Source organism: Paenibacillus sp. D2_2, assembly GCF_031199965.1.
Lineage (GTDB): Bacteria > Bacillota > Bacilli > Paenibacillales > Paenibacillaceae > Fontibacillus.
Window position 1 is genome coordinate 5,676,684 of the sequence record NZ_CP133605.1, and the last position, 13,944, is coordinate 5,690,627.

The following is a 13,944-nucleotide window of genomic DNA, read 5'->3' on the forward strand; positions in this document are numbered from 1 at the left end:
AGTTTAACTCTCAAAACGACTGAGTCAAATCAGTCATTTGATCCTTGAAAACTGGATATACGAAACGAAATTTGCGTTTTAGAAACATTCCTTTAAGCTGAACTTGTGTCAAACAAGTTTAAATAAGTAGTGTAGGTTAAGCTACTAAGAGCACACGGAGGATGCCTAGGCACTAGGAGCCGAAGAAGGACGTGGCGAACAACGATACTGCCTCGGGGAGCTGTAAGCAAGCTTTGATCCGAGGATGTCCGAATGGGGAAACCCGGCTGGATTAATACCCAGTCACTCATTGCTGAATACATAGGCGATGAAGAGGCATACCAGGGGAACTGAAACATCTAAGTACCCTGAGGAAGAGAAAACAATAGTGATTCCGTCAGTAGCGGCGAGCGAACGCGGAGAAGCCCAAACCAGGGAGCTTGCTCTCTGGGGTTGTAGGACGTCTCACATGGAGTTACCAAGGATTAGGGTAGGCGAAGAGGTCTGGAAAGGCCCGCTAGAAGAGGTAAAAGCCCTGTAACCGAAATTCTAATCCCTCCGAGACGGATCCTGAGTAGTGCGGGGCACGTGAAACCCCGTATGAATCCGGCAGGACCATCTGCCAAGGCTAAATACTCCCTAGTGACCGATAGTGAAGCAGTACCGTGAGGGAAAGGTGAAAAGCACCCGGAAGGGGAGTGAAATAGATCCTGAAACCGTGTGCTTACAAGAAGTCAGAGTCCTCTATATGGATGATGGCGTGCCTTTTGTAGAATGAACCGGCGAGTTACGTTTGCAAGCAAGGTTAAGGTGAGAAGCCGGAGCCGCAGCGAAAGCGAGTCTGAATAGGGCGATTAAGTTTGTAGGCGTAGACCCGAAACCGTGTGATCTACCCCTGTCCAGGGTGAAGGTGCGGTAACACGCACTGGAGGCCCGAACCCACGTACGTTGAAAAGTGCGGGGATGAGGTGGGGGTAGCGGAGAAATTCCAATCGAACTCGGAGATAGCTGGTTCTCCCGAAATAGCTTTAGGGCTAGCCTCGGAAAGAAGAGTCGTGGAGGTAGAGCACTGATTGGGTGCGGGGCCCGCCAAGGGTTACCAAGCTCAGTCAAACTCCGAATGCCATAGACTTATTATCCGGGAGTCAGACAGTGAGTGCTAAGATCCATTGTCAAAAGGGAAACAGCCCAGACCATCAGCTAAGGTCCCCAAGTGTGTGTTAAGTGGGAAAGGATGTGGAGTTGCACAGACAACCAGGATGTTGGCTTAGAAGCAGCCACCATTTAAAGAGTGCGTAATAGCTCACTGGTCGAGTGACTCTGCGCCGAAAATGTAACGGGGCTAAACACACCACCGAAGCTATGGCTTGATACTTAAGTATCAGGGGTAGGGGAGCGTTGTATGCGGATTGAAGTTGGACCGGAAGGACTGGTGGACTGCATACAAGTGAGAATGCCGGTATGAGTAACGAAAAGATCAGTGAGAATCTGATCCGCCGAAAGCCCAAGGTTTCCTGAGGAAGGTTCGTCCGCTCAGGGTAAGTCGGGACCTAAGGTGAGGCCGAAAGGCGTAATCGAAGGACAACAGGTTGAAATTCCTGTACCACCGTAAGCCGTTATGAGCAATGGGGTGACGCAGGAGGGTAGTGACGCGAGCTGATGGATGCTCGTCCAAGCAGTGAGGCTGATGTGTAGGCAAATCCGCACATCGTTAAGGCTAGGCTGTGATGGGGAGGGAAAATTTATAGTACCGAAGGTCATGATCTCACACTGCCAAGAAAAGCCTCTAGCCAGGTGAAGGTGCCCGTACCGCAAACCGACACAGGTAGGCGAGAAGAGAATTCTAAGGCGCGCGGAAGAACTCTCGTTAAGGAACTCGGCAAAATGACCCCGTAACTTCGGGAGAAGGGGTGCCCGGTAGTGTGAATAGCACGAGGGGGCCGCAGTGAAAAGGCCCAAGCGACTGTTTAGCAAAAACACAGGTCTGTGCGAAGCCGCAAGGCGAAGTATACGGGCTGACGCCTGCCCGGTGCTGGAAGGTTAAGGGGAGTGGTTAGGGGTAACCCGAAGCTATGAACCGAAGCCCCAGTAAACGGCGGCCGTAACTATAACGGTCCTAAGGTAGCGAAATTCCTTGTCAGGTAAATTCTGACCCGCACGAATGGCGTAACGACTTGGGCGCTGTCTCAACGAGAGATCCGGTGAAATTTTAATACCTGTGAAGATGCAGGTTACCCGCGACAAGACGGAAAGACCCCATGGAGCTTTACTGCAGCTTGATATTGGACTTTGATACGATTTGTACAGGATAGGTGGGAGCCTAGGAAGCCGGAGCGCCAGCTTCGGTGGAGGCGCCGTTGGGATACCACCCTGATCGTATTGGAGTTCTAACCTGGTACCGTAATCCGGTACGGGACAGTGTCAGGCGGGCAGTTTGACTGGGGCGGTCGCCTCCTAAAGAGTAACGGAGGCGCCCCAAGGTTCCCTCAGAATGGTTGGAAATCATTCGAAGAGTGCAAAGGCAAAAGGGAGCTTGACTGCGAGACTGACAAGTCGAGCAGGGACGAAAGTCGGGCTTAGTGATCCGGTGGTACCGCATGGAAGGGCCATCGCTCAACGGATAAAAGCTACCCTGGGGATAACAGGCTTATCTCCCCCAAGAGTCCACATCGACGGGGAGGTTTGGCACCTCGATGTCGGCTCATCGCATCCTGGGGCTGAAGTAGGTCCCAAGGGTTGGGCTGTTCGCCCATTAAAGCGGTACGCGAGCTGGGTTCAGAACGTCGTGAGACAGTTCGGTCCCTATCTGTCGTGGGCGTAGGAAATTTGAGAGGAGCTGTCCTTAGTACGAGAGGACCGGGATGGACGCACCGCTGGTGTACCAGTTGTTCCGCCAGGAGCATAGCTGGGTAGCTAAGTGCGGAAGGGATAAGCGCTGAAAGCATCTAAGCGTGAAGCCCCCTCAAGATGAGATTTCCCAATTAGTAAGACCCCTTGAAGACGACGAGGTTGATAGGCCTGAGGTGGAAGTGCAGCAATGTATGGAGCTGACAGGTACTAATCGGTCGAGGGCTTATCCAATATTAAAATGCAAATGTAGTTTCGTATCCAGTTTTCAGGTGATCAAACATCTGAACGATTTTGAAGCAGACTGTGTAAGCAGTAAGCACAAAATCCCGTTTGGTGGCGATGGCGGAGGGGTTCCACGCGTACCCATCCCGAACACGACCGTTAAGCCCTCTAGCGCCGATGGTACTTGGACCGAAGGGTCCTGGGAGAGTAGGAAGTCGCCAAGCAATAAGAACCACTGCCGTTGATCGGTGGTGGTTTTTTTGTTCAATTGGCTAAATTTCTATATGACAAAAGTCCATGGAATTATAGAAGAATTCAATAACAGGTTAATAAACTGCAAATTTTTGGTCATAAGTACTAAAGAAATGTAATGAGCTTTGTCATCCATTTAGCAAGAAAGTTGAATACAATAGGTACATAGAACAAAAATAGAAATAGAGATCTATTTATTCAAGGGAGAGAATAATTCAATGCTTAGTTTAAGAATAAAGATAGGGGCTATTGCCTTGGCCGCTGGTGTTATATTGGGAGGTATCTTACCGGTGCAGGGGATAGGCTATGCAGCTAAGAAGGTATCGACAGACAGTACTCATCCTGTTCGGGCTAATCATAGTTCAGCCAACATAGGAAGTCAGACTACGAATACGAAGAATACAAAGGTCATATTAAAGGCAAATGGGGTTGTTACTGGACATGAGGGACTATGGATTGAGGGGAAGACCTGGGTTCCTATTACCTTTTTGCGGGACGGACTTGGCCTGCCTCTTAGCTACAAAAAAGAGAACCGAATCTATTCCATAGGGCAAGGGTATCGGCAGTTAAATATTGCGGTAACCGAGTATGGGGAAGCAGTTGATATGAATGGCTTCTATCTTAAGGATAGCGGCCAAACCATAGACGGGCATTTGTATATCCCATTTCAAGTTGTGAAGGATTACTTGGGATATCAAGGGGACTGGAGCGCAACTGCCAAGAAGCTTAACGTGCTGAGCGTCAAGGAGAACCCACTCAAAATAAATATTAAGACCTATGATCGAGAGGCTGATCATGCTTCCATCCATTTGAAGTATCCCGAAGTGACGGCAATTGCTAATGAGCAGGTAGAGAAGGCAATCAATCAAGTGCTGGAGAGCGATGCGGAGCAGTTTAAAGAAGAAATAGAGAAGAATTTGCGAGAGAGAAGCGATGATCTTCAGAGCACGAACAAGATCAGTCTTGATTATCAATATTCCAGTAGTTTCGTTATTACTTATAATAAAGACGGTATTCTCAGTATGCTGACACAGCAGAATGTCTATACCGGAGGAGCTCATGGAATGCCTTACCGCAAAGCGTACACTTTCTCTCTGAGCGATGGGAGTCTAATGTCGCTGGAAGACTTATTCGGTCCGGGAGAGCACGATTTTACCTCGCTGAATGAACAAATTAAAGCGGATTTTCAGAAGCTACCAGATTATTATGGAGGCTTTGTAGAGCTGGGGAGTCAGCCGGATTTCTATTTGCAGCAGGGGGAAGAAGCTTTAAAGGTCTTTTTCCAGGTCTACGAGTATACGCCGTATGCGGCCGGGTTTCCTGAGTTTTCATTCCCATTAAAGGCGATATTCCCCAATAAAACAGCGTATTTGACGATTTGAGGAATAGAATGGAGTAAATATAAGGATAATCTCCAAATAACTAATGTAACCTTTTTGTTACCGACAAATATAGGACTATCGTTATAATTATATTGGTGCCTTATTACTCAGGAAATTGAACCTACTTCATGAATGATGCGGGTGAAGAAAGAATCATTTTAAATATGTCTGGGTAAGGAGGAATATAAGATGTGGCAAAAGAGAATGAGATATTCCTTCTATGCATTAGGGACGATCTTGCTATTGTTTGTCATTGCTGGTTGCGGTTCCTCTAAGCCATCCTGGACGACCTTCGTTGGAGCATCGGTAGAGAAGAGCTTCCCGGTTCCGAAGGAGGCCAATCGGGTGGAGACAGCGCCAAATAACTCGAAGATGGACTATGCTCACTATTCTTTATCTGGCCTGCATGAGGATAGCGGTGTACCGGAGGCCTATCAGAGAATTATTAAAGAATGGGGCTGGACGGAGAAGGCAGAGGAAAGTAAGGGAACAACGACCGTCTATGAGAAAGACAAATTAACGGTGCAACTTACGATTCATAATAATAGTTTTACAGTACTTGTTCCCAAGAAAGAAAGCAGGTCAATCGTCCAAGGCTTAGACAGCGGTCCGTGACCACGAGATCATTAACAGTGGAATTTTGTAGTCATGAATAAAAGCAGCCTGTCCCCGAATGTTAGTGGGGGACAGGCTTTTCATTTGGTTGGATATTAAACTCGTTCCAAGTTAAGGCATATAGTAGGAAGCTTCTTGCGGTGTCAGCTTAATGATTCCGTTATGAGGCTGCCTTCTGAAGCGAAGCAGAATGATCAGCCTAGGGGCCATGAACCAGAAATGCCAGAATAGTAAGGCCATGACAAAAGAAACGGGCGACCATGGAATGAGAATGGCGATAATACAGGTGCCAATCCAAGTTGTAAAGTGCTGAGTACGGCGAAAAGTTGAATAACTAACGAATTGCTCCGGCAAATAACCGATCCATGGCATACGTGTCTTGAAGTGCCAGCGTTTTTTATAGGAGTGGCTAATAATAATAAGAACAGAACGGGTAATCACAAATTGGATCCATAATATGATGAATAGTGCCAGCAAGAAAGTGAATATGCTTGTCCAAGAGATGAATATAATTTCAGCCAATAGCCAGATGAAGGGAAGCGTAGATAAGCCACCGATCAAGGCTTTGGGGATTGTAATTCTTTTGAGAAGTTTGTAATTGTAAAAGGTTGCGCTTCCGGACTCCGCGGACATGGGTATGGACGACCCTCCTTTTTGTCAATAGAACTAAAAAAGTGTAAATCCTTGATTAATATATCGGATGAAAGAAGAAAAAATTAAGATTTGCTTACGTACAAACACAGTAATCAAGGCTCCAGCATATATATAAAGTAGGAATCTAACTATGAAAGGGTTTAAAATAATAGAATAAGTACCATACTGGTAGTAAAACGAACAAGGTGGGATCGTATATGGATGAGCTTACCGGAAATACGTGTATCATTTGCGGAGAGACCAAGAAAGACGGCATTCATATCGTATCAGAATTTATATGTGATGATTGTGAATCGGAAATGGTCCATACGGATGTTCAGGAAGAGAAATATCATTTTTTTATTCACCAAATGAAGCAAATTTGGATGCAGAGAAATGCCTAGTAAGGCCCTTTTGAACAATCTCTATATTTCTTTCAATTACATTATAATCAAATGATGGATGCTGGACTACTGTTAAAGAGTACTCAAAAGAGGACCTGATCTGAACGATGACGGGTCCTTTTATGTTGCCCTGTCAGGCGATTAAGCGGTAAAATGGAGCAAAAGAACTGCATGAGCAAACGTAATAGGAAGGACTAGATTATAGCAATGGCAGAGCATAAGCCACGGGCCCCGTTATATGAAGCAATGGTTCATTATAGAAAGCGGAAGGATGCTTCCTTCCATGTACCTGGCCATAAGGACGGACAAGCCTATTTGGATATATATGAAGAGATGGCTCTGGCAGGAGTCATGGAAATCGATGTGACTGAAATTACAGGGACGGATGATCTTCATCATCCCGAGGGAGTGATAAGGGAGGCACAGCAGCTTGCGGCGGAATATTTCGGCGCCGCGGAGACGTTCTTCCTGGTTGGCGGTAGTACAGTCGGTAACCTGGCCTTAATCCTAAGCGTGTGTACCGAGCCAGGTGATGTGCTGCTCGTTCAGCGCAATGTCCATAAATCCGTGATTCACGGATTAATGCTCGCTGGCGCGAACGCCGTGTTCCTCTCGCCACAGATCGATGCGGCGAGTGGATTAGCCACCATCCCGTCGGTGGAGACGGTACGTGAGGCCCTGAGCCGGTATCCCGGCGCCAAGGGGCTGCTCGTCACGCACCCGAACTACTACGGGATGGGGACTACGCTGCAGCCGTTAGCGCAGCTATGTCACGACAGCGGCGTGCCGCTGCTCGTGGATGAGGCGCACGGCGCGCATTTCGGGCTGCACCAGCAGTTGCCTCCCAGCGCTCTAGCGCAGGGAGCGGACGGTGTGGTGCAGTCCACGCACAAAATGCTGACCGCCATGACCATGGGCGCTATGCTGCATGTACAGGGCGGTCTGCTCGACCGCGGCCTCATTCGGCAGCGGCTCGCGATGGTGCAGAGCTCCAGCCCTTCTTACCCGATCATGGCTTCGCTGGATCTAAGCCGCTGTCTATTACAGGCCAGCGGGGAGAGGCTGTTCACGCAGGCGCTAGCCATAGCCTCACGAATCCGTAGCGATATCAAGGCGACGAAGCGCTTCGGTCTTATCGAACTAGGCGCAAGCGGAGATAGCGCTGCATATTCTATACAAGACCCGTTCAAGGTGGTGCTATATGATGCAGCGGGAGAGATTAGCGGCTATGCTCTGCAGGAAGCATTAGAGGCGTGTGGCTGCATTCCGGAGATGAGTGATGAACGATATGTTGTCCTCGCTCTTGGTGTGGGTACCTCGCAGCAGGATGCGAATCGTTTGCTTGCAGCGCTGCGTGAAATCGCTGAAGTAAACCCATCAGAGGCTAATATTTCCACGTGGAACATCTTAGATAAGCCAGCCGCATCACAACTACAATTACAACCACAAGATAGCAGTCAGTCCGTGCAAATGACAGCGAACGTGTCGGCTCCCGTATTGTTCAGTCTTCGGCCTATAGCTGCAGTAGATATCGAGAGGATTCCGGTTGAGGAGAGCGCTGGACGGCAAGCGGCGGAGATGGTAATTCCGTATCCGCCAGGAATCCCTATCCTTTATCCGGGTGAGTGGATAACGAATGAAATAGAGTCTGCGTTGATCGGGTTGAGACGTTCTAAGGCGAAGTGCCAAGGTGTAGAGGATTCTTCTCTGTGTACGATCAACGTATATCAAAGTACAGAACAAAGGCGGGAACATCGTGAAATCTAAAGATAGAGGAATGTTTATTACGTTGGAGGGCGGTGACGGATCGGGCAAGACGACGGTGATTGAAGAAATGGCGACGGTGCTTGAAGAACAGGGAATCCCTTATATCAAGACCCGTGAGCCTGGCGGTATTGAGATTGCTGAGAAGATTCGGGCAGTCATTCTGAATCCGCAGCATACGGCCATGGATCCGCGCACAGAAGCGCTGCTCTATGCGGCTGCAAGACGTCAACACTTGGCTGAGAAGGTTGAACCAGCCCTTGCTGAAGGCATTTTCGTATTATGCGACCGATTTATTGATAGCAGTCTGGCCTATCAGGGATATGCCCGTGGTCTAGGCATTGAGGAAGTATTATCAATTAATCTGTTTGCTACAAATGGACGGATGCCAGACATTACATTCTACATGGAGATTGAACCAGAGTTAGGATTGGCACGAATCTCTTCCAATCAAGGACGGGAAGTGAATCGTCTTGATCTGGAGGAGCTGGCTTTTCACCAGCAGGTTCGTGAGGGGTATCAAAGAGTGGTCTCCATGTACCCAGAGCGAATCCAAGTGGTCGATGCTTCCGGTTCGAAGCAGGAGATTGCTGAATTGATCAAGAGCCAACTTCTTAGAGCTATAGAGGAATTTAAGCGTTCTATGTCAAAATAGTAGAATAGTTGAACCGATGCCACCTTGTTTGAATGTGGATGGCCTGGTTCACAAAAATATGAGGAGGGACTGCAAATGAAATTAATTGTTGCGATTATCCAAGATAAGGACAGCAATAAATTGTCCAGCGCACTGGTTAAGGAGAATTTTCGAGCAACGAAGCTAGCGAGTACAGGTGGGTTTCTACGCGCAGGCAACACGACATTCATGATCGGGGTCGATGATAATCAGGTGGAATCCGTATTGGATGTGATCCGCAATAGTTGTAAAGTACGTGAGCAGTTGGTAACTCCAGTAACACCAATGAGCGGGACAACGGACTCCTATTTGCCATTGCCGGTTGAAGTGCAAGTCGGTGGGGCAACCGTATTCGTATTGCCGGTAGATCGATTTGAACATTTCTAAACATAATGTTAACCATATATCTGCTTAGTATGATAGAATCATAAACAATCATAGATGGATAGGCAGGTGACAGCTTTGAAAATAGATCCGGGGTTCAGGCCGCTGAACAGCCGTCTGGGCGTAAGCGATAATGCGGCTAAGCCAACTCAGGCCAAGAGCTTCGCTGATGTGATGCATAAGCACGGAGAACAGGCCAGTAAGGATGAATTAAATCGTAAATTTAAGGAGATTCAGCTGCAAGGCGACCGCTTAGCACGTTCAATGACGGTTCGGGAGCTGAAAGCTTACCGTCTTATGGTTAAGAGCTTCCTTGAGGATACGGTTCGGCGCGGGGTAGGCATTAAGGATTCCCGGGGCTGGGATCGACGAGGTAGAGGGAAGCGATACAAGCTGCTGGATGAGATCGATGCAGCCTTGCTGGAGATGGCTGATGAGCTGCTTCAGTCAGAGCAGGGGAAGATTGAACTATTGCAGAAAATCGGTGAAATTCGCGGTATGCTTATAAATTTGTGTTTTTAGAAGAGGTAAGAGGAATTATGGCTTTTAAAGATATTATCGGACAGGAGGCTGCCAAGCAGCAGTTGCAGAGCAGTCTCCGCCGCAAGCAAATATCCCATGCATATATTTTAGCGGTCCGCCGGGAAGCGGACAGAAGGAAGTAGCTATGGCGTTCGCCCAGGCTCTGTTCTGTACGAAGGGCGGGGACGACGCTTGTGGTGAATGTCTGGAATGCCGCAAGGTACAGCATGGTAATCACTCTGATTTGCATTATATCGCTCCTGACGGAGCCAGTATCAAGATTGAACAAATCCGCGATTTACAGCGGATCTTTTCATATCGCTCGGAGACAGGTAACCCGAAGGTGTACATTATTGATGAAGCGGATAAGATGACCGTTCAGGCGGCTAACAGTCTACTGAAGTTTCTTGAAGAGCCGCCATCTCCGGCCGTAGCTATTCTATTGTCCGATAACGGACGGGCTCTTCTGCCGACGATTCAGTCTCGAGCTCAATGGGTATCCTTCATGCCACTGGATCCGGATCGGATGCTGCAAATTTTAACCGGAGAAGGATATGCTGTGAATCTGTGCAGATGTGCTGTACAATTGGCAGCGGGAGTCCAATCCTGCCGGGATTTACTTGATCAGAATTGGTTTGCAGAAATTAGAAACGTAGTGTTACAATTAGGGAAGGAAACCGCTGGCCGTGGCGGATCTCCTTTAATTACAGCGCAGCAGAATGTATTCAAGGCCGGACTAAGCGAACATTTGGACATCCTGTTCAGCCTGTTCCATTTATGGTTCAAGGACATGATTCATGCGCTCTATCATAGACATGACCGAATCGTTTTCATAGACGAGCTGGATTTTATAACAAAGCATGCTTTCTCACGTGCTGAAGAGCAGTGGATTCATGCAATGGAACTCGTGGCGGAAAGTAAGAAAAAACTGCGACAAAATATGAATGCCCAGCTCTGTCTTGAACAGTTTCTTATTGGTATAGACGGGCGTAATTAATCGGCGGCAGTACGTATCGTGTCAGACAGATAGATAAACTTTTCTCCCGTGATAAGCAGGGGTTTGATTACAAGTGGTAGCCTCTACCTGAGGTTCACCAGGTTTTTATCGCTATACAAGGGGGTAAGTTTTTGTATACTGTAGTAGGTGTCCGCTTTAAGAAAGCGGGTAAAATATATTATTTCGATCCGCTTGATTTTCCCGTTGAGAAGGACCAGAGCGTCATTGTCGAGACGGCACGAGGGATCGAATACGGTAAGGTTGTAGTTGGCAAGAAGGTAGTCGAAGAGGAGGACGTCGTTCTTCCGCTCAAGAAGGTGATCCGGATTGCGGGCGATGCTGATGCCGACATTGTAGAAGAGAATAAGCTTGCGGCGAAGAACGCTTTTGCCACATGTTTAAATAAAATCAAAGACCATGACTTGAAGATGAAGCTGGTCGATGTCGAATTTACGTTTGACCGCAACAAAATTATTTTCTATTTTACGGCGGAGGGACGGGTGGATTTTAGAGAACTGGTAAAGGATTTGGCCAGTATCTTCCGTACTCGTATCGAGCTGAGGCAGATCGGGGTCAGAGACGAGGCGAAGATGTTGGGCGGGATTGGCCCTTGCGGGCGGATTCTGTGCTGTTCCTCTTGGCTCGGGGATTTCGAGCCTGTGTCCATCAAGATGGCCAAAGATCAGAGCTTGTCGCTCAATCCAACCAAGATCTCCGGTTTATGCGGCAGATTAATGTGTTGTCTCAAATTTGAGCATGATAACTACGAGAGTGTGAAGGAAGAAATGCCGACGGTTGGCAAGCAAGTGATTACCTCTCTGGGAGAGGGTAAGGTCGTCGGAATTAATGCTGGTTCGCGGACAGTGCATGTGCAATTGTTCGAGATCAATAAGGTCAAGGAGCTTTCGTTAGAAGACGTAGTTGTTAAATAGTCAAGATATCATGATTTTCAATATATCTGAGAATGACTCTGGGGTGGGAACTTGGAGAATAAAGATATTTTCGCTTATATGCAAGCACTGGAAAAACAAATAGCTAAAGTACACGGCGATTTTGGCACGCTTATGCTTGAGGTGAAGAAGCTGATGGAAGAGAACCAACAGCTTAGACTTGAGAATGAGAAGATGCGTAAAGTACTGAGGCAAGAGAACGAGATAGAACCAGCCTCTTCCGAAGGGAAGCAGGAACAAGTACAGTTGGAGCATAAGGACAATACTGATATCGTGGGAGAAGGGCATGATAACCTGGCACGGTTGTATCACGAAGGCTTCCATATCTGTAATGTTTATTACGGACATTTACGTACAGAGGGCGACTGCCTGTTCTGCCTGTCTTTTTTGAATAAATAACAAGCCGTAGGGAGAACTTCCTACGGTTTTTTTTAGATTTCAATGAGGATTCAATTCATACAAGAGATATGTAAAAAAACTTAGCAGAAATGGATGAGCGCGATTCATGAGAAATGTAGAAATTTATGAGACAGAGCGGGTGGATGATCTGCTCACCCATAATCTATCGATCATTCAGAGCGAGCAGGTGTTCAGCTTCTCGATGGATGCAGTACTGCTGGCGAGATTCGCGAATATTCCGAAGTACGGCCGAATATTGGACCTTTGCAGCGGCAACGGTGTGATTCCGATTCTGTTGTCAACTCGGACGAACGCGCAAATTGAAGGCATCGAGATTCAGCCCCGGCTTGCCGATATGGCTCGGCGTAGTGTGGAGATGAACGGGCTGACGGAGCGTATAAACATTATGGAAGGGGATCTACGCGATCTGGCGAAGGAAGGCGGGAATGGTATATATGATGCCATCACGGTAAATCCGCCTATATGCCGCTGACTGGCGGAGATCTGAAGCAAAGTGAGCACCAGAGTATCGCCCGGCATGAGATTCATTGTACGCTGGAGGATGTGGCGCAAGCGTCAATGCGGCTGGTCAAGCCGGGGGCAAAATATCGATGGTCCATAGACCACAGCGGCTTGGCGATATCATTACGATGTTCAGGAAGTACCGGATGGAGCCGAAGGTTATCCAATTTGTACATCCCCGGATTGGATCTGAAGCCAACATGGTATTGGTCGAGGCACATCGGGACGGGAAACCGGACGTCAAAATATTGCCCCCATTGATCGTATATCAGGAGAACGGGGAATACTGTCAGGAAGTTATGGATATTTATTACGGACCCAAAGAGGAGAAGGCATGAGTATAAGTATACAGAGAAGTTTTGAAGATAAGCTGGAAATTAATAGCCCGGGAGGCTGTTCCTCGTCGCTACGCCGATCGGTAACTTAGAGGATATGACCTATCGTGCAGTACGTACCCTGCAGGAGGCGGATATCATAGCTGCGGAGGATACGAGACAGACACGTAAACTTCTAAGCCATTTTGAAATATCACCTGGTAAGCTGCTCAGTTATCATGAGCATAATAAGGCAGCCAGCGGCCCGGAATTGATACGCTTTATAATAGAAGGAAAAAATTTAGCATTGGTCAGCGATGCTGGTCTTCCGGCCATTTCCGACCCTGGTAGTGATCTGGTTAAACTGGCGCTTGAAGCGGGGATCTCGGTGATTCCGGTTCCTGGGGCGAATGCAGCTCTGTCGGCTCTAATCGTGTCGGGCTTACCTACAGAGAGATTCACCTTCCTCGGCTTCCTTCCACGGGATAATAAAGATAGAGACAAGCTATTAAGCTCGATTCTTGATGAACAAGGAACACTGCTGTTGTATGAATCGCCCCATCGATTGATGAAGTCGCTTGAGGCGCTTCTGGAGGCCTGGGGGATAGACATGTCGTTCTGGCTCGTGAGCTGACGAAGCGCTATGAAGAGATGGTGCGGGGGACATTAAGCGAATGCTTAGAGTGGTTGAAGGAGCACCCACCGATTGGAGAATACTGCATTGTCGTCTCCGGGGCACATCCCGAAGAAGTGAAGGAGCGGCGGGATGCTTGGTGGCAAGCTCTCTCTGTGGAGGAGCATGTTGCGCATTATGAGGAGCAGGAGAGTCTGCCAAGAAAAGAAGCGATGAAAAAGGCAGCTGGGGATCGTGGAGTTTCGAAACGGGACATTTATAATATGCTGCTGTAATAGAGGTTGTTCCTTCTCGGTGCTGAGATCCAACCTTTTGGACATGTATTAAAAGAGTAAAGGCCCTTTTTTGTTTACTTTAAATGTATAAAAACCCATAAATTGTATTTATGGGTCAAAAAGGGGCCTTCATAGGCCGGGTTCAAGCCTGGAAGGCGCCAAGGAGATATGAA

The 13,944-nt window shown here is 47.9% G+C and carries 10 protein-coding genes, 2 rRNA genes and 3 pseudogenes; 14 read left to right on the forward strand and 1 reads right to left on the reverse strand.

Features of this window, described 5'->3' with window-relative positions; translation table 11 throughout:
- Positions 1 to 134: 134 nt before the first annotated feature.
- From RE628_RS29010 to RE628_RS29025, 4 genes are all read left to right on the forward strand, one after another.
- Positions 135 to 3,060 (forward strand): 23S ribosomal RNA (locus tag RE628_RS29010).
- A gap of 98 nt (positions 3,061 to 3,158) precedes the next feature.
- Positions 3,159 to 3,275 (forward strand): 5S ribosomal RNA (gene rrf / locus RE628_RS29015).
- A gap of 246 nt (positions 3,276 to 3,521) precedes the next feature.
- The gene (locus RE628_RS29020; protein ID WP_309156797.1) at positions 3,522 to 4,685 is read left to right on the forward strand and encodes a PdaC/SigV domain-containing protein; all 1,164 of its coding nucleotides are present in this window, start codon (positions 3,522 to 3,524) and stop codon (positions 4,683 to 4,685) included.
- Between the two features lie 189 nt (positions 4,686 to 4,874).
- Positions 4,875 to 5,300: a hypothetical protein gene (locus RE628_RS29025; protein WP_309156799.1), complete on the forward strand. Its 426-nt coding sequence runs from the start codon at positions 4,875 to 4,877 to the stop codon at positions 5,298 to 5,300.
- Between the two features lie 111 nt (positions 5,301 to 5,411).
- On the opposite strand, the gene RE628_RS29030 is transcribed toward RE628_RS29025, so the two are convergent.
- Complete coding sequence (locus RE628_RS29030; RefSeq protein WP_309156800.1) at positions 5,412 to 5,933, reverse strand: hypothetical protein; 522 nt, start codon at positions 5,931 to 5,933, stop codon at positions 5,412 to 5,414.
- A gap of 218 nt (positions 5,934 to 6,151) precedes the next feature.
- On the opposite strand from RE628_RS29030, the gene RE628_RS29035 reads away from it, so the two are divergent.
- From RE628_RS29035 to rsmI, 10 genes and pseudogenes are all read left to right on the forward strand, one after another.
- Positions 6,152 to 6,337 carry a sigma factor G inhibitor Gin gene (locus RE628_RS29035; protein WP_309156801.1) on the forward strand — a complete coding sequence of 62 codons (186 nt, stop codon included), beginning with the start codon at positions 6,152 to 6,154 and terminating at the stop codon, positions 6,335 to 6,337.
- A gap of 207 nt (positions 6,338 to 6,544) precedes the next feature.
- A complete protein-coding gene (locus RE628_RS29040; RefSeq protein WP_309156802.1) occupies positions 6,545 to 8,104 on the forward strand; it encodes an aminotransferase class I/II-fold pyridoxal phosphate-dependent enzyme in 1,560 nt (519 codons plus the stop codon).
- Between the two features lie 10 nt (positions 8,105 to 8,114).
- The gene (gene tmk / locus RE628_RS29045; RefSeq protein ID WP_309159607.1) at positions 8,115 to 8,756 is read left to right on the forward strand and encodes a dTMP kinase; all 642 of its coding nucleotides are present in this window, start codon (positions 8,115 to 8,117) and stop codon (positions 8,754 to 8,756) included.
- Between the two features lie 75 nt (positions 8,757 to 8,831).
- Entirely contained in the window at positions 8,832 to 9,161 is a 330-nt protein-coding gene (locus RE628_RS29050; protein ID WP_126994363.1) for a cyclic di-AMP receptor DarA, read from the forward strand.
- 75 nt (positions 9,162 to 9,236) lie between these two features.
- Entirely contained in the window at positions 9,237 to 9,680 is a 444-nt protein-coding gene (locus RE628_RS29055) for a YaaR family protein (RefSeq protein WP_309156804.1), read from the forward strand.
- 17 nt (positions 9,681 to 9,697) lie between these two features.
- Positions 9,698 to 10,677, forward strand: a pseudogene (gene holB / locus RE628_RS29060) (DNA polymerase III subunit delta').
- Between the two features lie 131 nt (positions 10,678 to 10,808).
- Positions 10,809 to 11,609 (forward strand): PSP1 domain-containing protein, encoded by an 801-nt coding sequence (locus RE628_RS29065; protein WP_309156805.1) that lies wholly within the window; start codon positions 10,809 to 10,811, stop codon positions 11,607 to 11,609.
- A gap of 51 nt (positions 11,610 to 11,660) precedes the next feature.
- Positions 11,661 to 12,026 (forward strand): initiation-control protein YabA, encoded by a 366-nt coding sequence (locus RE628_RS29070; RefSeq protein ID WP_309156806.1) that lies wholly within the window; start codon positions 11,661 to 11,663, stop codon positions 12,024 to 12,026.
- Positions 12,027 to 12,132: 106 nt separating this feature from the next.
- A pseudogene (locus RE628_RS29075) lies at positions 12,133 to 12,886 on the forward strand (tRNA1(Val) (adenine(37)-N6)-methyltransferase).
- Positions 12,883 to 13,771: pseudogene (gene rsmI, locus RE628_RS29935) on the forward strand (16S rRNA (cytidine(1402)-2'-O)-methyltransferase). The pseudogenes RE628_RS29075 and rsmI overlap by 4 nt, the downstream one beginning before the upstream one ends.
- Positions 13,772 to 13,944 lie beyond the last annotated feature (173 nt).